Genomic DNA, 22236 nt, shown 5'->3' with positions numbered 1-22236 from the left:
ATCTTTTTCGTATATTTGTCCCTTGATAAGAAATATTCCACTATAATGAACAGACATCTTCTTTTGTTGCTATTGTTTGCTTGCTCTTGGGCAAGTAAGGCCAATATGGCAAAACCAACTATAGATGGGACTTCTCATACTTGTCTTATTCTTACCAATGATTGCAGCGTAACCCATGAGAAAATCATTGCGGAAATCATCAAAGATGATAAGAATTCCTTTAATGATTATATCATCCGCTTTAGGGCAAAATATCATATCTCCTCCCCTAAAGAACAGTCTATGCCACTGCTCTTTATGGCTTCCAACTATCTGAATGACCAGCAAGTTTTTGTAAATGGACAAGCTATCTCCTCAAACTCTATTGACCAAGAACAGGACTATCCTTTTCTGAGAAAAGAAGAAATCATTGACACCCTACAATATTCTGATGGTACTCCTACCCGATACAATACTTATACTAAGTACTATATTTCCTATGATGGAAAAGAAGAAGAAGAGGTAACCCCCTCAGATCTTATCTACTTTACAGCGCCTCTTAAGACAGGAGAGAATGTGATAGAGGTTAGCTATAGTGCTTTCCCTACTACTTTCCTTTATGGGTTTCTTCCCCCTTACCGGTTTGAATACAACTTATATCCTTCCAAATTTTGGAAGACTTTCCCTGAGATAGAGGTTGAAATCCACTTTCCAAAGGAATTAGAATTTGAAAAATCCTCTATGGAAAAAGAGGAATATACAGTAAGTGACCAACTTTTTAAGGGAAAGATCAAGGATATTACCTATGGTAACTACTATTGGCGATTTTCTCCTAAACCTTCTTGGTTTGGTCGTATCGTCCTTACAATAAACCCTTTAGGCTTTGGAGCTATTCTCTTTTTAGTTGCCGCAGGGCTGCACATTTATACTATCAGAAAAAAAAGCAAATGGGGCTTATGGTTAGGTGTATTCTTAGCTCCCCTGCTTTTCTATGTAGGACTTTTTGCTGCAATCCCTTTTATTGACTGGGTTTTAGGTCGTCCAAGCGATCAAGGATATGTTTTTCTTATAGCCTTCACTTATCCCATTTTTCTTATATTCTATGGGATATTCACTTTTATTTACTATAAGTCTCAAAAAAATAAAATTTAAAGATATATGTCATTAATCAAATCTATTTCAGGTATTCGTGGTACCATAGGAGGCAAGGTAGATGAGAACCTCACCCCTATTGATGCCGTCAAATTCGCCGCTGCTTATGGCTCTTGGCTCAAGGGACAAGTAGGCAAAGAACACGTCAAAGTAGTCATTGGGCGAGATGCACGCATCTCTGGCGAAATGATCCAAAATTTAGTCCAATACACTCTTATTGGTTTAGGAATTGATGTGGTCAATATAGGTCTTAGTACCACTCCTACTGTAGAAGTAGCCGTCCCTTTGGAAAAGGCCAACGGAGGTATTATCCTCACTGCCAGCCACAACCCTAAGGAGTGGAACGCTCTAAAACTCCTTAATGATAAAGGAGAATTTGTCTCTGACCAAGATGGTAAAGCTATCTTGAAAATCGCTCAAGAAAATGATTTTTCTTTTGCTACAGTCGATCACTTAGGCAAGTTCAACTATGATGATCGATATATTGACCTTCATATACAAAAGGTGCTTGCCCTCCCCTTAGTTACTCCCGAAGCTATCCAGAAAAAGAAATTCCGCGTGGTGGTGGATGCCGTCAATTCCACCGGTGGGATAGCCATTCCAAGACTCTTGGAGCAATTGGGCGTGGAGGTTGTCAAACTCTATTGTGAGCCTAATGGACACTTCCCACACAACCCCGAACCGCTAAAGGAACACTTGGGGGACATTTGCAAAAAAGTTGTAGAAGAAAAAGCTGATTTTGGTATCGTAGTAGATCCTGATGTAGATCGCTTGGCTTTTATTACTGACCAAGGAGAGATGTTCGGCGAAGAATACACCTTGGTGGCTTGTGCGGATTATGTACTGAGCAAAGCCAAAGGCAATGTAGTTTCCAACCTTTCCTCCTCCCGTGCCCTACGTGACATTGCTCAGAAGTATGGGGTAACTTACTCAGCAGCAGCGGTGGGAGAAGTGAATGTCGTTACCGAAATGAAGCGCGTAGAAGCCATCATCGGTGGAGAAGGTAATGGAGGCATCATCTACCCAGAGCTACACTATGGGCGCGATGCCTTGGTGGGGGTAGCCTTATTCCTATCCCTTTTGGCCGAGAGAGGCGGCAGTGTGCAGCAACTTAGAGAAAGCTATCCCGCTTACTTTATGAGTAAGAACAAGATACAACTGACGGAGCAGATAAATCCTGACCAAATTCTCAAGGCAATGGAACAGAAATATGCTCATGAACAGACTACCACTATTGATGGTCTTAAAATAGACTTTGCCGATAGCTGGGTACACCTAAGAAAATCCAATACAGAGCCAATTATTCGTATCTATACCGAGGCAAAAAGCCAAAAAGAAGCCGATGCCTTAGCACAACGCTTTATAGAGGAGATGCGAGCGCTTATCTAACCCCAATCCTTGTGCCTATGAATATGTATATTACCTTAGCAATCCTTGTGATCGCCTCCGCTTTCTTTATGATGGGAAAGATTCGTTCAGACTTAGTAGCTCTCTCTTCTCTGCTGTTATTAGTCCTTTTTGGTATCCTTACTCCTGAGGAAGCCCTATCAGGATTTTCCAACACAGTAGTGGTGATGATGATAGGACTTTTCGTAGTAGGAGGTGCTATTTTCCAGACAGGATTGGCAAAAATGATTAGTAACAAGCTACTCAAGCTCGCTGGCAAGAGTGAGCTGAAGCTCTTCGTGCTGGTAATCTTGGCAACCTCCTTCATAGGTGCCTTTGTGAGCAATACAGGAACCGTAGCCCTGATGCTCCCTATTGTGGTGAGTATGGCCATGAGTGCAAACATCAATTCATCACGACTGTTGATGCCACTGGCTTTTGCCAGTAGCTTGGGAGGTATGATGACCCTTATAGGTACCCCGCCGAACCTTATCATCAATGAAGAGCTAATCAAGCATGGTTTTTCCTCCCTGACCTTCTTCTCCTTTACTCCTGTAGGACTGATAGCCCTTACTGTGGGATTGTTATACCTTATCCCAGTGAGCAAACGCTTTTTGAACAAGACAGATCCCCATCAGGAAAGTAAGAAAGACGGCAAATCCCTTTCAGACCTTATGGAAGAATACCAACTATCCAAGGATATACATCTGGTAATGATAGGCAAGAATGCCCCCTTTGTAGGTCAAACCCTCCTTGAAAGCCATATAGCCGATAAATACGAAGTCAATGTAACCGAAATCCTACGCAAGCCAAGCCTAAACAGTTCTATTTTCCAGAATCCCAATCGAGAATTAGCACAAGCCAGTACAATTCTCCATGAAGGCGACATCCTTTTTGTACAAGGAGATATTCGTAAGATAGAAGCTATGGCATGGGAGAAATCCCTAAGCCTGATAGAGGATAGGTTCACCTCCCAAGAAGAGTTGATGAACTCGCAGAAACACGGCATAGCAGAAGTACTGATTACCTCCACCTCGCGCCTGGTGAACCTGCCCATCAAAAAATCACGTTTCAGAGAACAGTTTTCCCTAAATATCTTAGGAATGCAGCGCAATGAAAGCTATATCCTGAAGAACCTAAAAGACCAGCGTATCCACTCTGGAGATATTCTCTTGGTACAGGGCTCTTGGAAGGACATAGCCAGGCTCAATGAGCAACAGCGACACCTGATCGTGCTGGGACAACCTCTGAGAGAAGCTTCGAAGGTAACCCTTACCCACAAGGCACCTATAGCAGGGATTATCATGTTACTGATGGTAGTGAGTATGATGTTCGATTTTATTCCAATACAGCCTATAACTGCCGTATTGGTTGCCTCGCTACTGATGGTTTTCTCAGGAGCACTACCCAATGTAGAAGCCGCTTACAAGACTATCAATTGGGAGAGTGTAGTCCTGATTGCTGCGATGCTTCCTATGGCCTTAGCCTTAGAAAAAACGGGAGCTTCGACATGGGTATCCCAGATGCTTGTAGGCAAGTTAGGGGGCTATAGTCCCTATATCCTTTTGGCGAGTATCTACTTTACGACCTCCCTACTTACCATGTTCATCAGCAATACAGCTACGGCCATTCTTATAGCCCCTATAGCGATGAGTGCCGCCACAAGTATGGGCATCAACCCCTTGCCGCTGCTCATAGCCGTATCGGTAGGAGCGAGTATGTGCTTTGCCTCTCCCTTCTCTACCCCACCCAATGCCTTAGTAATGTCAGCCGGACGTTATACCTTTATGGACTATGTGAAAGTAGGACTTCCCTTGCAGATACTCATGGGAATTGTCATGGTATTAGCTCTGCCTTTGCTCTTTCCTTTCTAAGATAAAAGATATTTGGGGGATAAGACACGAAATGTATTTTGGAGATAAGACGCAATGAATTGCAGTCTCTGCCTTGATGTTGACCAAGTCTTTTTCACCTGCTTGAGAGCTTATGGCTTTCTTGTAAGGAGCTAAAAGCTCCCTTATGATAGACTAAAGCGAAACGCTGCTTGTAATAAGGATAAAAACTTATATAAAAAAGAGGCTGTCCAAAAAGGGTAGCCTCTTTTCTTTTAGGAAAGATTGAATTACTTAATATCTTCGAAATCATCAATAGTAAATGATGAAGAACCATCGTTCTTTTCTCTTCCTTCTGCATAGAAGTTCTTTTTGAAATCCTTTTGATGTTTTTCAGAAATAACTTCTTCTCCTTTTTCTTCAAAGACATAAGAGGTCATCTCGTCAAGAATTTCTCTGAAAGCATTAAAATCCTCTTTGTAGAGATAAATCTTATGTTTTTGATAATGCGAGGACCCATCCTCATGAGTGAACTTTTTACTTTCTGTAATAGTCAGATAATAATCGCCAGCCTTAGTGCCGCGTATATCAAAGAAATAAGTTCGTCGTCCTGCTCTTAGAGCCTTTGAGAAAATTTCATTGTTTTCTCCTTCATTTTCATACATATATTCTATATTTTAAGTGTACAAATTATTTATTTTATTGTATCATATTCAATAATAAAGATATCCTCATTTTCCTTTTTGAAATAATAATTTTCTCTACCAAATTTTTCCCTACCTTCGGCAGTATTAATCTCCCTTATGATATCCCTATCCTTGACTATTTCCTTTTGTAGGAATTCTTTTTGGCGCTTGAGTACTTCTATTTCCTTATTGAGCTTTCGGTGGGAGAGCCAAGAATTGGAATCAAAGAACAGCATCCATATAGCAAAGACAACAATACCAATAAGATAGGCGTATTTTTTGATATAAAACTGAAAATCTATCATTGGGTTTGGTGCATAATTCGATTGTGAACAATAGCCTTGACAATATCAATAGCAACCTTGTTATGGCGGTTATTAGGAATAATGATATCGGCATACTCCTTGGTAGGTTCTATGAACTCTTGGTGCATAGGTTTCAGAGTAGTCTGATATCGATTGAGTACTTCCTGAATATCCCTTCCACGCTCGGTAGTATCCCTTTTGATACGGCGAATGAGCCGCTCATCAGAATCGGCATGTACAAATATTTTAATATCGAATAAATCTCTCAAGTCGGGATGAGAGAGAATAAGGATACCCTCTACAATCAGTACTGAACAGGGAGCAATAGGCACTACCTGAGGAGTACGATTGTGCTCTACGAAGGAATAGGTAGGTTGCATAATAGTCTTTCCAGCCTTAAGCTGAGAGAGGTGCTCCTTAAGCAACTCGAAGTCCAAAGACTTAGGATGGTCGAAATTCACCTTGGTTCTTTCCTCAAAGCTCAAGTGTGACAGATCCTTATAGTAGGAATCTTGAGAAATGACACTGACCGCCCCTTGAGGTAACTCCTTGATTATCTGATTCACGACTGTAGTTTTTCCACATCCCGTGCCTCCAGTTATTCCTATAAGTAACATCTACTAAAATTTCCGCAAAAGTAGTTATTTTTCTTGACTTGAAAAAATTGTTTTTCTTAAAATATACCTCCTTATATGGTTAAAAATCTTCTTTGAAAAAGTCCTGATATTCCTCCCAAAAAGTCTCAATTTGCAACATCCGCTTGTGTAGAAAGATCATAGTCTGCTGCCAAGTTTCCTTATTATGAATAGAAACTTGAGATTTTTCTACCCATATACGGGAAATCTCCTTTCCATTTTCTAAGAAATAATGTTCTTGATATGTATTTTCTGGAAATATCTCTATCAAAATCCCCTTAAGAGAACACATTTTCTCGAAACATTCCCTTCTTTCCTCTTCACTACCCTCTATATCAATACATACCATTGCTTTTTTGGTATCAAAATAAAACCTAAAAGAGAGATTTTTCACTCCTGTCTTGTACAAAGTCCATTTGTAAGGGAAAGATTTACCGAAAGAGATCCAAAATTCCTGTCTAAGTTTAGCTGCTTCCTCCTTGCTATACATTATTGGTGATGATAAGGTTCGTTATTCAATATAGTAAAAGCCCTATAGAGCTGTTCTACGAAGAAAAGGCGTACCATCTGGTGAGAGAAAGTCATTTTTGAGAGCGCACAAGAGTGATTTGCCCTTTGATATACCTCAGAAGAGAAACCATAAGCCCCCCCTATAGCGAATACACACTGCTTAACCCCTGTATTGAGCACCTTTTGGATATACTGAGCAAATTCTACAGAGGTATACTCCTTTCCTCTCTCATCCAGAAGAACAAGTATATCATTCTCCGCCACTTCTTTTAGTAATAGAGCCCCTTCCTTACTTTTTTGTTCTTGCTGAGAGATATTTTTCACATTTTTCAGATCAGCAATTATTTTGATATCTATCTTAACATAAAATCCTATTCTTTTTTTGTACTCCTCTATAAGTTTTTCTAAGGGAGAGGCATCTGTTTTTCCTATTACTAATAGCTTAATCGTCATATTATTTTGTTAGTTTCTTCTCATCATCATCCAAAATACGCTTGATAGCATATAGACTATGAGTTATTTTTTGGGTATCTACATCATAAATTCCTTCAGGTTCTATGCGATCTACCCTTACTTTTCCATAAGCATGAATAAGATACCCCGGTTGGATAAGAATCCCTACATGGACTATTCTCCCTACATTATTGGTGAAGAAAAGCAAATCCCCTACTTCAGCCTCCTGCAAAGAATTTACATCATTCTTTATAGAATCATATTGCAAAGAGACTTCCCGCTGAAGCCTTATTCCGATGAGCTTATAGACCATTTGGACAAGCCCTGCGCTATCAATTCCGAAAGGAGATTTCCCACCCCAGAGATAGGGTGCATTGAGGTATCTTAGGGCTATCTCCACTATATTCTTGCGCAATACTTTTCGTTGCACTTCACCTGCAAAGAGGTGCCCTATGAAAGGAGCGTTGCTTACTGTAGCTCCTATACATATAGGCAACAAGTCGTATTCTTTATCACTAACCTGCACATAATCAACCATATCCGAAGCATATCGAGGAAGAATCTTTTTTGTTTCTTCATAGATAGCCTCGCTCATAGGGGTAAGCTGCCTTGCTTCCACCCAGCCTTCATAATCATCAAAATCGGTACGTATATAGCACCAATCATCCTCTTTCTTGATAATAAAGCACAGCTCTCCATACAACAGTTGAGAGATCTGCTCGCTCTTATGAGAGGACTCTTCACGTATAGGTACTATACTCAAATGGCATATAGCATACATAATTCAATCCTAAATAAAGTACAATATTACGACATTTTTTTTACATAAACAAGTTTTATTGACGTTATAAAAGAAAAGAGGCATATAAAGACATGCCTCTTTGTCAATAAACTATGAAAAATTGTATGATTACTATGCTAACATAGTAACAGGATTTTCAATATATGCTTTCAAAGTCTGCAAGAATTGAGCTCCTGTAGCACCATCTATAGTACGGTGGTCACAAGCTAAGCAAAGCTTCATGGTATGGCCTACTACAATTTGTCCATTCTTCACTACAGGTTTTTCAATGATAGCCCCTACAGAAAGAATAGCTGAGTTAGGCTGGTTGATGATAGAAGTGAATTGTTCTACCCCGAACATACCTAAATTAGAGACAGTGAAAGTACTACCCTCCATTTCGGCTGGGGTTAGCTTTTTGTTACGTGCTTTTCCTGCCAAGTCTTTTACTAATACTCCTATCTGAGAAAGGCTCATATTATCAGCAAACTTAAGTACAGGTACTACCAAACCATCTTCTATAGCTACAGCAACTCCTATATGTACATGCTTATTGTATACAGTGACATCACCTTTCCAAGAAGTGTTTACCTGAGGATGTTTTCTCAGTGCCATAGCACAAGCCTTAACTACCATATCATTGAAAGACACCTTAGTATCAGGCAAGTTGTTGATCTGAGTACGAGATTCCATAGCATTGTCCATATCTACCTCGATAGTAAGGTAGTAATGAGGAGCTGTGAATTTGGATTCAGAAAGGCGTTTGGCAATAGTTTTACGCATTTGAGAATTTTTCACTTCTTCAGTAACCTCTTCTCCAACAGGGATATAAGAAACTGGAGCTACAGATTTTTCAGCAGGAGCAGCGGCAGCAGTTGCAGGTTTTGCAGAAGGAGTGAATCCTTCGACATCCTTACGCACGATACGACCATTTTCTCCGGTTCCTTTTACTTGGCTTAGGTCGATACCCTTATCTTGAGCAATCTTCTTAGCCAAAGGAGAAGCAAATACACGAGAATCCGCAGCAGCAGGAGCAGCGGCGGCGGTAGGAGCTTCAGCAGCCTTAGGAGCCTCAGCGGTAGCTGGAGCTGCAGGAGCAGCAGAAGCGCCACCCTTAGCGGCAGCAAGAACAGCATTTACATCAGTTCCTGCAGGGCCTATGATTGCCAAAAGTGAATCAATAGGAGCAGATTCTCCTTCCTTGATGCCTACATATAATAAGGTACCTGCATAGAAAGATTCAAATTCCATGGTAGCCTTATCTGTTTCAATTTCAGCGAGTATATCACCTTCTTTTACAGTATCACCAACCTTTTTAAGCCAAGAAGCTACAGTTCCTTCAGTCATAGTATCACTAAGGCGAGGCATGGTAACTATCTGAACTCCTGCAGGCATAGCCGCTGGAGCAGCAGCAGGAGCGGTAGCAGCTGGGGCAGCAGGAGCTGCTTCCTTAGCAGGAGCAGGAGCTCCTCCACCTATAAGAGCTGATATATCTTCTCCTTTTTCCCCTATAATAGCCAAAAGAGTATCTACGGGAGCAGTTTCACCTTCTTTTAAACCAATGTATAATAAAGTTCCAGAGTAGAAGGATTCAAATTCCATAGTCGCCTTATCTGTTTCAATTTCAGCGAGAATATCACCTTCTTTTACAGTATCACCTACTTTTTTGAGCCATTTTGCAACGACTCCTTCTTCCATTGTGTCGCTTAATCGCGGCATATTTACTATTTCTGCCATTTTTTTTATAATTTATGAGGTAAAAAAGGATAATTTTCTTGTTCGTATACTACATCATACATTACATTCTTTTCAGGGAATGGAGATTCGTTAGCGAATTTTTCACACTCTGCTACTAAATCTTTCACGCGTTCGTCAATAGCTTCAATTTCTGCATCGGTTGCATATTTTTTAGCCTTAATCACGTCAAGTACCTGAGTAATAGGGTCTATTTTTTTGTATTCTTCGACTTCTTCTTTGGTACGATAGTGTTGCGCATCGGACATAGAGTGTCCACGATAACGGTATGTACGAATATCCAAGAAAGTAGGGCCATCTCCACGACGAGCACGTTCTACTGCTTCATATACTTTTTCAGCCACAGAGACAGGATTCATACCATCGACAGGTTCGCAAGGCATTTCATACCCCAAACCTAACTTCCATATATCAGGGTGATTGGCGGTTCTCTCTACAGAAGTTCCCATCGCATAGTGATTGTTTTCACAGATGAATACAACAGGAAGTTTCCAATTCATTGCCATATTGAAAGTCTCGTGAAGAGTACCTTGACGAGTAGCCCCATCCCCCATAAAAGTAAGGACAACCCCCCCAGTTTCATTGTACTTTTCAGCAAAAGCTAATCCAGCACCTAAGGCGATTTGTCCTCCTACAATTCCATGACCTCCGAAGAAGTTATGTTCTTTTGAAAAAATGTGCATAGAACCTCCCAATCCGTGAGATGTTCCAGTTCCTTTACCAAAAAGTTCAGCCATAATTCTACGTGGATCTACTCCTAAAGCGATAGGATGCACGTGGTTACGATACGCTGTAATCATTTTGTCTTTCTTAGGGTCAATCACATGCATACACCCTGCTACGATTGCCTCTTGCCCATTGTACAAATGTAAAAATCCTCTTACTTTCTGTTGGATATAAGCAGAAGCCAATTTGTCCTCGAACTTTCTCCAGAAGAGCATTTCTTCATACCATTGTAAGTACGTCTTTTTATCTATTTTTTTCATTATCACAAATGAATTAATATTTCTATTTAAAGTTCTTTTCCAAGTTGCAAATTTACGAATTTTTTAATTCTCTGCAAAGGTACAAAAACTTTTTTTCATCACAATACCTTTTTTTGATTTTCTTCTCTTTTTATCAATGATATGGCAAAACACACCTCCAAAAAAAGCGCTACAAAGAAGGCAAACATAAAGGAAAGTATATCCCAATCATCTACCTTTCTCTCCTTCATATAAAGAGCAGGAAATAGGAAGGCTATGCAAAAAATCATCTGTAAGAAAGTTAGAGCCACAAAACGGTAAGCTATATAAATCTTTCCTATAGGGAAGGACAACACTCCACACACCACGATAGCACAGAGTGTATGAAATAAATAAACCTTTGGTAGAGAATAAAATAAAATCCTATCACAGTATATTTCAACAATAAAAATATGTAATAAGAGCAATCCTCCCATCCAAAGAAATATCCTAAGCAGATGTCCTAAATAGAATAAAGAGGGCTTAGAACCCTCTTTGTTTTTGAATACTATACATATGCCTCTTGTATACGTTTGAATTTTTCCTCAGCCCCTTTTCGAATAGCTACATCATCAGTATTTATGCGATCAGGGTGATATTTTTTAACCATATCACGATAAGCCTTCTTGATATCTGCTTCGGAAGCATCTTTGCTTATTCCTAGTATAGCATAGTCGTCATCTTTTTCTTGACGGAACATAGCCTTTACACTCTCAAAATCAGAAGAGTCTATATTCAAGTTCTTATTAATTCGCTCCAATAAAGCCATTTCAGCCTCCTTGATACGCCCATCAAGACTGGCAATGTCAAACAAGAAGTGGATAATAGAGAGGCGTGCTTCATAATTGGTACGAGCCCTGATATACAAGCAAATGCGTGTAACAGGAACTTCTGCTTGTTTTATCTGATTGAAGGCACGGAATATCTCATTGGCTTTTTCCTTTCCATAGAGCGATACGAACTTGTAGCGCACATAATCCAGTTCTTTTTGAGTAGGGCCTGTACCATCAGCCTTGATCACCAAGGCACAAAGTGATAATAAGTTCAGTTCAAAATCAGTAGGATTAAATCCTCCTTCTAATGCTCTCTGAGGATTTAAGTTTACTTGGTTACTTCCCCTACCTTTGAAGAGGGTTAGACGAAGTAACAAGCCCAAACATAGAACCGCTATAGCTATCCATATATTTCTGGTAATCACACCAATAACCACAGCTACAATATACTCTAAGTATTTTTCTACAATTCTTGACATAATTCTTTATTTTTGGAGGGCAAAGGTAAAGATTATATTTTTTATATACAAATGATATTCTAAAAATTTTTAAATTTTTATCCAATTTCTTTCTAAAATACTTTTGATATAATCTGAATAATATTTTCAGATTTTCCCATAGAATAATAATGCAGAGAAGGCACTCCTGCCTGCCTGAGCTCCTTACTCTGAGCGATAGCCCATTCTATTCCTACTTGCTTCACTTCATTATTATTCTTACATTTTTCTATTTCCTTGACCAGTTCCTCTGGGAAATCCAAGAAGAACGCCTGAGGTATGATATTCAGATGTCTCTTGACACTGATGGGCTTAATCCCTGGTATTATAGGAACATTGATCCCCATTTGGCGAGCTTTTTCTACAAAATCAAAATACTGTTTGTTGTCAAAGAACATTTGAGTAACCACATAATCAGCCCCATTATCAACCTTTTCTTTGAGTTTTTCCAAGTCAAAAGCTTTTGAAGGAGCCTCTATATGTTTTTCTGGATATCCTGCTACCCCTATACAGAAATCCATTCCTGTATTATTCTCCAAGGTATCATGTAGATAGATCCCTTTTCTGAGATCATTTATCTGTTTTACCAAGTCCAATGCATATACATTTCCATTTTTGGTAGGACGAAAATACTTTTCCTCCTTCATGGCATCGCCACGAAGAGCCATGATATTATCAATTCCAAGATAGAAACAATCCACTAAGAGATCTTCGGTCTCCTCGCGGGTAAAGCCTCCACAGAGTACATGAGGGACTGTATCGACATTGTATTTGTGCTGTATAGCAGAACAAATTCCCACTGTTCCAGGGCGCATACGAACAAGCTTCTTTTCCAACAAACCATTGGGGTGTTCTTTGTAGTAAAACTCCTCACGAGAGGTAGTTACATCAATAAATGGAGGTTTGAACTCCAATAAAGGTTCTATATTTTTATAGAGTTCCTCTATACTATTTCCCTTCTTAGGAGGGACAATTTCAAAAGAGAACAAGGTCTTTCCTTGAGCCTTAGCTATATGTTCTGTTACTTTCATTTCTTTTTCGAAACACTTAATTAAAAATTCTAATAATACTCTATCACACGCTCAGTGATTTCCACTGGGGTTCTATTCTTATATTGAGTGCGCTCAGTCCAGTTCCCTCTTTCATCAAAAGTATAGATATAGGTCTTTTTCTCATCCAAAATACCCTTGCGATAGATTTCTTCTTCTAAGATACTGCCATTTTTACCTCTACTATAGCGAATATCCCAAGCATCTCCCCCATTTTTATGTTTCTCCTCTATCAGCTGATGATTTTTATCATATATATAAGTTATTTCTACATCTCCCAGATAGTAAGAAGTCATATTACCAGAGTCATCATAGGAGGCTTTTTGCTCAAACTGTGTATTATTTTGGAACAAATATCCACCTGTGATATATCCTTTGTCGTCATAAGTAGATACTAAATAATCGGACTCATTGATCAACATCTTTCCTTCTCTACGATAACCCTTATCATTATACTGATAAGAAAATTTTTTCTCATAAGAATAGATATTATCCTTATCATAATAAGTGATGCGAGTCAAATAGCCTTCTTTGGAGAAAATGGTAAGAGTATTTTGACCGTTATCCTTCTGTTTGTGGTTTTGAGCATTGTATGTTCTTACTCTAAGTGTCTTGACTGCCCCTTTGAGTTCCTGAGCTGTCCAGTCATTCTTAACACTTACAGTATAGTTAAACTTCTTCTGAGGAGCAGTATCCATCTGAGCAACAGGTTGTCGCTGTTCCTTTGCCCCTACCCCATACTCAATTTCCCTTTCAGTGAGGTAGATAGCCTTACCATTGAGATATTCTATTCGCTGAGTCCAGTTTTTTCTTTTATCAAAGGAATAAGTATAGGTGTGATTAGCTAAGATTTTCCCATTTTTATCATACTTTTTCCTCTCCAACATATTTTTATTCTCATCATAGGAATAGGTATATCTATTTTTGAGTTCCCCTGAAGGAGTATAGAGGTTGCTTTCTATACAAAGACCTTTTTCATCATATATATTAATCTGCTTTTGTTCGAGTTCGCCCTTACCATTGTAAGTATCTTCCTCAAGAGGGTTTTGTTTTTCATCATAGGTACGTTTCTCTTTTTGGAGGAAGATACCATCTCCGCTATAAGTATTTATCTCAGTTCTATTTCCCTTATCATCATAGGTATAGATGTATCTTTTTTTGAGAGTACCATCATCCAACGTCTCATTGACCAGCGCTCGATTGCCCTTCATATCATAGAGATAGGTATAGATTCTTGTAGGCTTATCTGTAGGAGAGAAAAGAGTTTTTTCTACCTGATTTCCTTTCTCATTGAAGGTTAATAAAGTATTTTCCCTTTCAGTTGTTTTGCTTTTTTTCTCAATCTGGTCAAACTTCTCCAAGACTGTATAGGAAGAAGTCCTTATCTGCTTGATCTCCCCCTGTAGATAGAGTTGTTGTAAATCATTTCTAAGCTCTTTCCTACCACAAGCGATAAGAAAAAGATTCACAACAAAGAAAAAGAATAAAAACCTTCTCATCTTACTATATTTTTGAGGGCAAAAATACGCTTTTTTTTGCTATTTAACTAATATTTCTCCTGATAAAAGAAAAATTATTTTTGTGATTCCTACTTAAAAAATACAATCATAAAACTAAATATACATAAATTATTGATTTATAGATAATTGAATATACGATTAAGATTTAAAAGGATTTATATTCTTTCCTCTAAAATTTTTGGCATGATTTTTTCTATTCAATAAAGCAAATGTGAATAGAAAATGTTGCCTATGTAAAAAATAAGAGGTACATTTGTCGCAAAATTTTAAGTAATAAAAAATGATTTTTATGAGGAAAATTTTTTTAGTAGCCATTCTTAGTTTTATGGCAATCCCTTGTTTTTCACAAGCTGAGAGTGCCTTTCAGGAAGGAGAATATCTCAAGTTTCGCGTTCGCTATGGCATCTTCAATGCCAGCTATGCTTCGCTAACGCTCAAGAACAAGACCTACCAAGGAAAGACTGTTTATCATGCCTTAGGCAAAGGAGAGACAACAGGACTTGCGAAACTTTTCTTCAAAGTAGATGATACCTATGAGAGTTATTTTGACAAAGAAACAGGAAAACCCTATTTTTTCAATCGAGATATCTACGAAGGAGGATATACCACAGAAGCTCAACTTCCTCTTTAATTTTGATAGTAACAGTGTAAAGATCAAAAACTTAGAGAATGGCGAAGAAAAAAATATGTCTGTACAGCCTGATATCAAGGATGTTATCTCTACCCTATACTATCTTCGCAACAACTCCAAGATGAACAACCTCAAAAAAAATGATGAAGTGGGCATGGATATGATTTTTGATGATGATGAGGTGTACAAATTTCGCTTAAGATTCTTGGGAAAAGAAAAGGTAGACACCCCCTTAGGAGAAATCAACACATTGATATTCCGTCCATTAGTACAAGATGGGCGTGTATTCAAGGAACAAGAAAGCTTGACCCTTTGGATCAGTGATGATGAGAATAAAATTCCTGTAAAAATAAAAGCCAGTCTCAGGGTAGGCTCCTTAGTAGGAGAAATCATTCACTACAATGGGCTGAAACACCCTACTGTGCTAAAAAAGAAATAACTATGGAAAAAGATTTAAGCAACTTACGCCTTGTCTATGAGAGAGGACACCTCTTAGAGACTGAGGTACGGGAGAACCCAATGGAGCAATTCCAGCAATGGTTCCTACAGGCACAAGAGTCTGAATCTGAGAAAGAACCCAATGCTATGTCGGTGGCTACTATTGGATTAGACGGTTTTCCAAAAACACGTGTGGTGCTGCTGAAGAAGTTCACCGATGAAGGATTTATCTTCTATACTAATTATAATAGTGAGAAAGGAAAAGCCATTGCTGCCAACCCACATGTGTGTTTGTCATTCTTCTGGTCAGCCCTGGAGCGACAGGTAATCATCAAAGGAGTTGCGGAGAAATTAGCCAGAAACCTCTCTGAAGGATACTTTGAGTCCCGCCCAAGAGGCAGTCAATTAGGTTCTATGTCCTCAGCACAGAGTCAGGTAGTTCCCTCACGAGCTTACTTAGAAGAACAGCTTGCTGCTTTGGAAAAAGAATATGAAGGAAAAAGCCTGAAATGTCCTGAACATTGGGGAGGATTTTTGGTAAGACCCCATTCTTTAGAGTTCTGGCAAGGACGTCCTAACCGTCTCCACGATCGCCTTCGCTACACCCTTGAGGAGGATTACGACTGGAAAATAGAGCGTCTAAGTCCTTAAAAATGGTTAAAAAAAACTAAAATACATGAGTAAATAAATATATTTATCAACAAATCAGTATTTTTTTTTCTTGTGTAATGAAAATTGTGTACTTTTGTGCCGAAAAAATCTAAGATTTGTAATATTCAGAACGTATGAAAAATTTAGATACCTATATAGAAGACTTGTTATTCAAGCATCAATGTGTTATCATACCAGAGTTTGGCGCCTTTGTATCCAACAGAAAAGCGGCAGAACTGGCTGCAGACAAGTCTTTTTCTCCACCTCAGAAGGAATTGACCTTTAATTCACGCCTTACCTACAATGATGGATTGGTGGCCAAGCATATCTCAGAGGTGGAACGTTCTTCCTACGAAGAAGCCCAAGAATATATAAAGTCCGTAGTTACTCGCTGGAAACAGGAGCTTAGCTTAGGACAAGAGGTGAGATTGGCCAATATAGGGAAGTTTACCAAAGGTACGGATAACAATATCATTTTCACCTCTTTATCCAAAGAGAACTATCTCACAGATTCCTTTGGAATGTCCCCAGTAACTACCAAAGAAGTGAGCAAGGGAGAGACAGGAGTGGAGGTAGCCAATCCCATCTACAATGATCAGAATAACAAGCCTGGCTTGGTAGAGAACCCCAGTGTAACTCCAGAGGAGGCCGCTGCCGGAAAGCCTAAGCCTAAGATGCCACTTCCTATCAAATATGCAGCTGTGGCTATTGTAGGACTTTCTGCCATTGGGTATGCAGTATATTCTCTGATGACCAATCAGGAAAACCCTACTGTAGTACAGGTAGAGCCAGATCCTGCTAAGGTAGAAGAGCTTGTCAATCAAGAAGTAGCTAAGGCCACCTATGTACCTGAAATAGAACTTACAGCAACAGCTATCAAAGTAACTAAAGACCCCGTACTTGTAAAGAAACGCAAGGAAGAATTAAAAAAACAAGCTGCTCTTGAGGCACAAAGGGAAAAGGAAAGACAAAAAGCGCAAGTTGCTGGTACAACAGATACACCCAGCACTACAACCAATACGACTACCAGTGAACCTACAACTCCCAAAAGTACAAATACTCCCCGTACTTCTTCTGGTGGAGGTAGCTCTTCTGGATCGACAAAAGTTTCAGGTAGTTTCTTCCTCATAGCAGGTGCTTTCAGTTCAGAGAGCAACGCACAAAACCGTGTAAGACAGCTTAAGAATAGTGGATACAGCACTGCTGGGATGGTAGGACAGAATGAAAAAGGCTATTACTTAGTAGCTTATCGAGGATTTTCCACAAGAGCACAAGCAGAGAGCTATATGCCTGAAATCAAAAACAAAGGATTGAGTACTTGGATTTATCCACCTGCAAAATAGTTTATTATTAATACCTAAAGGCCTCTTGTATAGAGGCCTTTTTTACTAATAAATTAGATACCGTAAGTACTCCCTCTACGGATGAATTAGCAAATATAGTAGTAGGAGGAGCTGGTCTGAAACAGCGCCGACAAGATGAAATAAATATTTTGAGGTGTCAAAATAATTTCATATATTTGCGATCTGAAAATTAATGTATTATGAAATTATTTAAAGAATAAAGCCTCTTAGAGTTTACTGAACGCTTTAAAAAAACAGACTTAGATTGTGAAGAATACTTAGCTTCCATAAAATGGAAAAAAGGGTATTGTGCCGTAAATGTGTACATACAAAATACTAAGTTCATAAAGATTTTTGACGCACTTGCAACATTTGTTCAGATACAGAAAGTCCTACAAGTAGGGACTTTGTTTTACAAGCTAAAATTTAGGCTTCTCAAAGCATCTTATCTATCTTTAACAAATTAATGAAAAGAATTGTAGAGCGTTCTCCTGTTTTCCAAAGTCAATTAGTATGTAACTAAATAGACACCTTAATTAACTTTTAATCGGTAAGCAATTAAATTTCCTCTATCCGCCCCATCCGACTTGTCTACCTCGTCTAATGGCTCCTAAAAATAAATAATCAATGAAAAAAATCTTAACAACTATCACATTCTTTATATTTGCTTTAGCAATCGCTCAAGAAATAAAAAACGACCTCCCTTATATCTCTTTTCAAGATTTATCTGACTTTTCAGAATCTTCAAAAGAAGTCAGTAGAACGATGATTTATCGCTCTGAGAAATTAGCCAAAATATTTGGTTTAAACAACAAATATTTTATAGATGGAGGAGGACAGGTGCTTTATGGCAATGTATTAGTTTCAGAATGGGTGGTTTTAAAGAGTTTTTCTGATTACACGTATACTAATAGTAAACAAAGAGAAAGACTCGTGCTTATCACTAAAAAAGAAAATGGTAAAGAAGTAATAAAAAGTGCAGTAAAAGTTTTTACAACAAATGATTATGCTATCTGTCAATTAGATAAAAAAGGACATTCCTTTGGAATTGCCATAGGAAAATACCATATTACAAACAATAAAGAGTTTTTTGAGATTCAACATATTTTTTCAATATTGGATAACAAACTCAAAAAAGAGCCTTTAAACAAGTTGATATATGACTGCCCGCCTCCAAGTGATTATAGCTCTTCAGAAGAACCTGATGAGTACTTTTATGGAGTAAAGGGAGGTAAAAAATATGAACGCTATTGGTATGATAACTGATATTAAAAATATAATGAAATATTGTATCCAATATGAAAAAGATAATATTCTTTAATATATTAATAATTCTCCTTTGCTGCTCTTGTAATGATAATACAAGTAAGAAAAATAGCAATGAGAATACTGAAATTCAAGAAACAACTATAGACTATAAAGGACTGGTTCAACTTTTAAAATTAGAATGTAATGTCTCTAACAAAGAAGAATTTTATAAGTTGAATTGCCAAAATGTAAGGGTTGCAAATGAAATAGAAGAAGGTAAAAATAGTATATCTGAAATAATTACAGTAACTGTTGGTAAGGATTCTAGAAAAATCATCAGAAAGAAAGAGCCTAATGATTTACTTACTTCAAGCCCTTTTGTTTATTTGGATGAGGAAAACAAAACGTACATCTTGCTTTTTCCTTTGGTGGGTGAGTATAATTTTGGTTGGGAACTATATTGTTATAAGGACAACAAAATCTTTCCTTTAGGACAGAGAATAACCTATTGGAAAGCAGAGTATGAAGAGTCTAAAACTACTTATGGTGATTTTGTGAAAATATATAGATCCGAAGGAAAATATATTGTTGCTATGCCTAAAAAATATATTTCAGCAGAGGATAGTGAATACAATGATTATCCTGATTATTTAGAAGGAACTCTCGTTAAAGATAAAAATATATATTATTTTGAGTTTCCTTATACGGAACTTCCTTATTACAAGAAATATATGAATGGTGATAAAAAAGGAGATTACGAAGAGTTTTTGAAAAACGATTTTGCCACTCCTGAGGACATCGTCATAACAGAAGAGGGGATCATTCAAAATGATAGTGGGGAGATGATTCAATTTAAAAATATTACTGAGGTCATCAATCGCATACAAAAATATAAGCTCTTTACGCTGAAAAAAATGTATCTACACGACCTCAATCAAGATGGTAATAAAGATATCTTTCTTGTTTTTAAAAATAACAACGATTTAAAGTCTGATGACGATAAGACTTTGGTTGCCCCTGTTATTTTGTTAATTCATCAAGGAGGTGATAAGTACAAATTCTTTCACAATGAAAAAATCTATCCAAGTATAGAAGGTTTTTTCTTCAAAAGAATTGCTTTTAAAGACAATTTTTTCACCATTGAATTAGATGCTGAAGTACCTGATGAATATACCGCTGAAAAGTATATCACTTTTAAATATAGTAAAAATAAGATTGTTCTACACCGATTTGGAGATATCACCTATTGGTGGGATGAGAGAAAGCCTTCTAATGTTCAAGCAACACAAAAAGACTTTGGAGAAATCCTTTTTGAAGATTATGATCCTGAAAAAATAAACGAGATAATATATCATAAATAGAGTTTCTATAATAGTATCTCATAAAGGGTATAACTTTCGGAAAATTCTTGAGAAGTAACAAAGCACCTAAGCCGAATCTCCTTCGAAAATAGAAATTATAGTCAAAGTAGGATTATAAAAAAAAGAGATTGTTGAGCAATCTCTTTTTTATGATAACTAAACTACCGATTGTTTATTTTTGTAGTAAGGTCAGATAAGAATTTTCTGAACTGTTTATCTGTTTCATTGAGGTTATCTACTGTTTTACAAGCATGCAATACAGTAGCATGGTCTCTTTTCCCTATTGACTTTCCTATATTGGCTAAAGAGAGCTTGGTATACTTTTTGGCAAAGAACATAGCCAACTGGCGTGCTTGTACGACATGGCGTTTTCTAGTCTTTGATTGTAACTCTTCTATACTGAGTTGGAAATATTCCGATACTATTTCCTGAATATATTCTACAGTGATTTCTTTTTTGATATTCTTAACAATCTTATCGACTGCTTTTTTAGCCAAATCCAGCGTAATTTCCTTTTTATTGAAGAGTGCTTCTGCCATAAGAGAGGTATTTACCCCTTCTAATTCACGGATATTTGTCTTGACATTCTGAGCGATATAATCAACAATCTCCTCACTCATCTCGACTCCATCGCGATAGAGAATTGCCTGAAGAATACGTTTTCTCATCTGATAGTCAGGAGCTTGCAATTCAGCAGAAAGCCCCCACTTAAATCGAGAAAGTAATCGCTGTTCTACGTCCTGAATATCGACAGGTGCCTTGTCTGAAGTAAGAATGAGTTGTTTTCCATTCTGATGTAAATGATTGAATATCTGGAAGAACACATCCTGAGTTCCCGGCTTAGAAGCAAAGAATTGTACATTATCTATGATAAGTACATCTATCTGCTGATAGAAATGAATAAAGTCAGTACGATTATTGTTTTTAGCGGCTACTGAGTATTGTTTAGTAAAATCCTCAGCTTCAATATATAAAATTCTTTTCTTAGGATGTTTTTCTTGTATTTCGTTACCTATTGCATGAGCTAAATGCGTTTTTCCAAGTCCTACCCCACCGAATATAAATAGAGGGTTGAAGGAAGTACCTCCAGGTCTCTCTGTGATAGCCTTTCCAGCAGAGCGTGCCAATCGGTTGCTTTCTCCCTCAATGAACGTATCAAAGTTCTTATTAGGATTCAGCTGGGAGTCTACCTTTACCTCTTCTATTTCGACAAGCCCTGGTACGACATAAGGATTGTAGGATTGTTGTGGTTTTTGTTTGTACCCCAACACCTCCATACTCGTTGCCTTACGATTAGAACTAGGAAGTTGCTCTGTAGCTTGCTCTGTCTTATTAGGATTGTTCTCCATCTTAATATTATAGATAAGCTTAGGGCGGGCTCCCAATTCTTTAGTCAAGGCACTCCATATTAGGTTAATATAATGATCCTCAATCCATTCCATAAAGAACATACTTGGAACCATTATGACCAAGGTGTTATCTGATGTTAGCTCTACTGGTTCTATGGGCTTGAACCAAACATCATAGACATCTGTTGTTACATTATCCTTTATAAAGGACAAACAATTTTCCCAAATATTCCGTACATCGGTATTCATTAGTTATAAGAAATTTTATATATTTGCGTTCTAAAAATAGGCCTTGTTTGATTGGGCAAAAATGCAACTTTTTTTTGAATAAAAAAAATTTTTTTGCTTTTTTATGAAATCAATTATACATGTATGATTATCAAATATTTATATAGATTATGAATTCTAATTTCACCTTTGAGATTCGCACCCGATATGGGGAGACAGACCAAATGGGTGTAATATACTACGGTATATACCCTCAATACTTGGAAGTAGCTCGTGTAGAATGGCTTCGCAGCTTAGGTATTTCCTACAAAGAATTAGAAGCTCTAGGAGTAATGCTCCCTGTAGTATCATTACAAATCAACTACAAGAGACCTGCTCGCTATGATGAACTCCTTTCCATTACCCTTACCCTTAGGGAGAGGCCAACCTCCAAAATTACTTTTGACTATCAGATTTTCAATGAGGAAAAGCAACTACTCGCTGAGGCCAATACGACTTTGGTCTTTGTCAACAAAGAGACCTTCAAACCCATAAAATGTCCTGATTTTATCTTAGAAAAAATAGAATTATAGTCTTTTCTTTGACAATTTTTTTGTACATTTGCAGCCCTTCTCCCCTCTTATGATAGAGGAAGAGATAATTGCTTTTCTATGGGACAAAGTTACATAAA

The 22236-nt window shown here is 37.8% G+C and carries 21 protein-coding genes and 2 pseudogenes; 10 read left to right on the top strand and 13 right to left on the bottom strand.

Annotated elements, in window-relative coordinates; all coding sequences use genetic code 11:
- Positions 1–45: 45 nt before the first annotated feature.
- From CAPGI0001_RS00595 to CAPGI0001_RS00585, 3 genes are read left to right on the top strand one after another with little or no spacing between them, the layout of a single operon-like run.
- Entirely contained in the window at positions 46–1131 is a 1086-nt protein-coding gene (locus tag CAPGI0001_RS00595) for a hypothetical protein (RefSeq protein WP_002665492.1), read from the top strand.
- Positions 1132–1137: 6 nt separating this feature from the next.
- On the top strand, positions 1138–2520 hold the full coding sequence (gene glmM, locus CAPGI0001_RS00590; RefSeq protein WP_002665581.1) for a phosphoglucosamine mutase: 1383 nt from the start codon (positions 1138–1140) through the stop codon (positions 2518–2520).
- 23 nt (positions 2521–2543) lie between these two features.
- Entirely contained in the window at positions 2544–4391 is a 1848-nt protein-coding gene (locus CAPGI0001_RS00585; protein WP_040359219.1) for an SLC13 family permease, read from the top strand.
- A gap of 248 nt (positions 4392–4639) precedes the next feature.
- Here the strand turns inward: CAPGI0001_RS00585 and CAPGI0001_RS00580 are convergent, their stop codons facing one another.
- The 12 genes from CAPGI0001_RS00580 to CAPGI0001_RS00525 all read right to left on the bottom strand — a co-directional run bounded on the left by CAPGI0001_RS00580 (position 4640) and on the right by CAPGI0001_RS00525 (position 14296).
- Complete coding sequence (locus tag CAPGI0001_RS00580) at positions 4640–5014, bottom strand: PUR family DNA/RNA-binding protein (RefSeq protein ID WP_002665490.1); 375 nt, start codon at positions 5012–5014, stop codon at positions 4640–4642.
- A gap of 29 nt (positions 5015–5043) precedes the next feature.
- Positions 5044–5340, bottom strand: coding sequence for an FtsB family cell division protein (locus CAPGI0001_RS00575; protein ID WP_002665524.1), 297 nt, complete (start codon positions 5338–5340; stop codon positions 5044–5046).
- On the bottom strand, positions 5337–5957 hold the full coding sequence (udk, locus tag CAPGI0001_RS00570) for a uridine kinase (RefSeq protein ID WP_002665599.1): 621 nt from the start codon (positions 5955–5957) through the stop codon (positions 5337–5339). Before udk ends, CAPGI0001_RS00575 begins: the two co-directional genes overlap by 4 nt.
- Before the next feature lie 79 nt (positions 5958–6036).
- On the bottom strand, positions 6037–6465 hold the full coding sequence (locus CAPGI0001_RS00565) for a DUF4268 domain-containing protein (protein WP_002665510.1): 429 nt from the start codon (positions 6463–6465) through the stop codon (positions 6037–6039).
- Positions 6465–6938: a 23S rRNA (pseudouridine(1915)-N(3))-methyltransferase RlmH gene (gene rlmH, locus CAPGI0001_RS00560; protein ID WP_002665529.1), complete on the bottom strand. Its 474-nt coding sequence runs from the start codon at positions 6936–6938 to the stop codon at positions 6465–6467. The genes CAPGI0001_RS00565 and rlmH overlap by 1 nt, the downstream gene beginning before the upstream one ends.
- Position 6939: 1 nt before the next feature.
- Positions 6940–7719 (bottom strand): C40 family peptidase, encoded by a 780-nt coding sequence (locus tag CAPGI0001_RS00555; RefSeq protein ID WP_002665575.1) that lies wholly within the window; start codon positions 7717–7719, stop codon positions 6940–6942.
- A gap of 132 nt (positions 7720–7851) precedes the next feature.
- Positions 7852–9456, bottom strand: a complete 1605-nt coding sequence (locus tag CAPGI0001_RS00550; protein WP_002665489.1) for a 2-oxo acid dehydrogenase subunit E2 — start codon at positions 9454–9456, stop codon at positions 7852–7854.
- A gap of 5 nt (positions 9457–9461) precedes the next feature.
- Entirely contained in the window at positions 9462–10460 is a 999-nt protein-coding gene (gene pdhA, locus CAPGI0001_RS00545; protein WP_002665580.1) for a pyruvate dehydrogenase (acetyl-transferring) E1 component subunit alpha, read from the bottom strand.
- Positions 10461–10558: 98 nt separating this feature from the next.
- On the bottom strand, positions 10559–10729 hold the full coding sequence (locus CAPGI0001_RS13260) for a hypothetical protein (RefSeq protein ID WP_248601276.1): 171 nt from the start codon (positions 10727–10729) through the stop codon (positions 10559–10561).
- Positions 10730–10986: 257 nt separating this feature from the next.
- A complete protein-coding gene (locus CAPGI0001_RS13250; protein ID WP_002665502.1) occupies positions 10987–11730 on the bottom strand; it encodes a tellurite resistance TerB family protein in 744 nt (247 codons plus the stop codon).
- Between the two features lie 92 nt (positions 11731–11822).
- A complete protein-coding gene (gene metF / locus CAPGI0001_RS00530; protein ID WP_002665491.1) occupies positions 11823–12779 on the bottom strand; it encodes a methylenetetrahydrofolate reductase [NAD(P)H] in 957 nt (318 codons plus the stop codon).
- Between the two features lie 29 nt (positions 12780–12808).
- Positions 12809–14296, bottom strand: coding sequence for a hypothetical protein (locus CAPGI0001_RS00525; RefSeq protein WP_002665568.1), 1488 nt, complete (start codon positions 14294–14296; stop codon positions 12809–12811).
- A 310-nt stretch (positions 14297–14606) separates the two neighbouring features.
- On the opposite strand from CAPGI0001_RS00525, the pseudogene CAPGI0001_RS00520 reads away from it, so the two are divergent.
- From CAPGI0001_RS00520 to CAPGI0001_RS13245, 6 genes and pseudogenes are all read left to right on the top strand, one after another.
- A pseudogene (locus tag CAPGI0001_RS00520) lies at positions 14607–15387 on the top strand (DUF3108 domain-containing protein).
- A 2-nt stretch (positions 15388–15389) separates the two neighbouring features.
- Positions 15390–16037: a pyridoxamine 5'-phosphate oxidase gene (gene pdxH / locus CAPGI0001_RS00515; protein WP_002665598.1), complete on the top strand. Its 648-nt coding sequence runs from the start codon at positions 15390–15392 to the stop codon at positions 16035–16037.
- A gap of 134 nt (positions 16038–16171) precedes the next feature.
- Positions 16172–17380, top strand: a complete 1209-nt coding sequence (locus tag CAPGI0001_RS00510; protein WP_002665595.1) for an HU domain-containing protein — start codon at positions 16172–16174, stop codon at positions 17378–17380.
- A 200-nt stretch (positions 17381–17580) separates the two neighbouring features.
- A pseudogene (locus CAPGI0001_RS12870) lies at positions 17581–17832 on the top strand (IS1595 family transposase); the annotation flags it as partial.
- A 175-nt stretch (positions 17833–18007) separates the two neighbouring features.
- A complete protein-coding gene (locus CAPGI0001_RS00505; RefSeq protein WP_002665564.1) occupies positions 18008–18646 on the top strand; it encodes a hypothetical protein in 639 nt (212 codons plus the stop codon).
- Between the two features lie 32 nt (positions 18647–18678).
- A complete protein-coding gene (locus CAPGI0001_RS13245; RefSeq protein WP_002665536.1) occupies positions 18679–19989 on the top strand; it encodes a hypothetical protein in 1311 nt (436 codons plus the stop codon).
- A gap of 161 nt (positions 19990–20150) precedes the next feature.
- On the opposite strand, the gene dnaA is transcribed toward CAPGI0001_RS13245, so the two are convergent.
- Positions 20151–21587, bottom strand: coding sequence for a chromosomal replication initiator protein DnaA (gene dnaA / locus CAPGI0001_RS00495; RefSeq protein WP_002665572.1), 1437 nt, complete (start codon positions 21585–21587; stop codon positions 20151–20153).
- Positions 21588–21736: 149 nt separating this feature from the next.
- Here dnaA and CAPGI0001_RS00490 point away from each other — a divergent pair, with 149 nt between their 5' ends.
- A complete protein-coding gene (locus CAPGI0001_RS00490; protein WP_002665544.1) occupies positions 21737–22138 on the top strand; it encodes an acyl-CoA thioesterase in 402 nt (133 codons plus the stop codon).
- The last annotated feature ends 98 nt before the right edge of the window (positions 22139–22236 follow it).

Source organism: Capnocytophaga gingivalis ATCC 33624 (assembly GCF_000174755.1).
GTDB classification, from domain to species: Bacteria; Bacteroidota; Bacteroidia; order Flavobacteriales; family Flavobacteriaceae; genus Capnocytophaga; species Capnocytophaga gingivalis.
The sequence above is the reverse complement of the archived record's forward strand: the minus strand, read 5'-3'. Positions and strand labels throughout refer to the sequence as shown.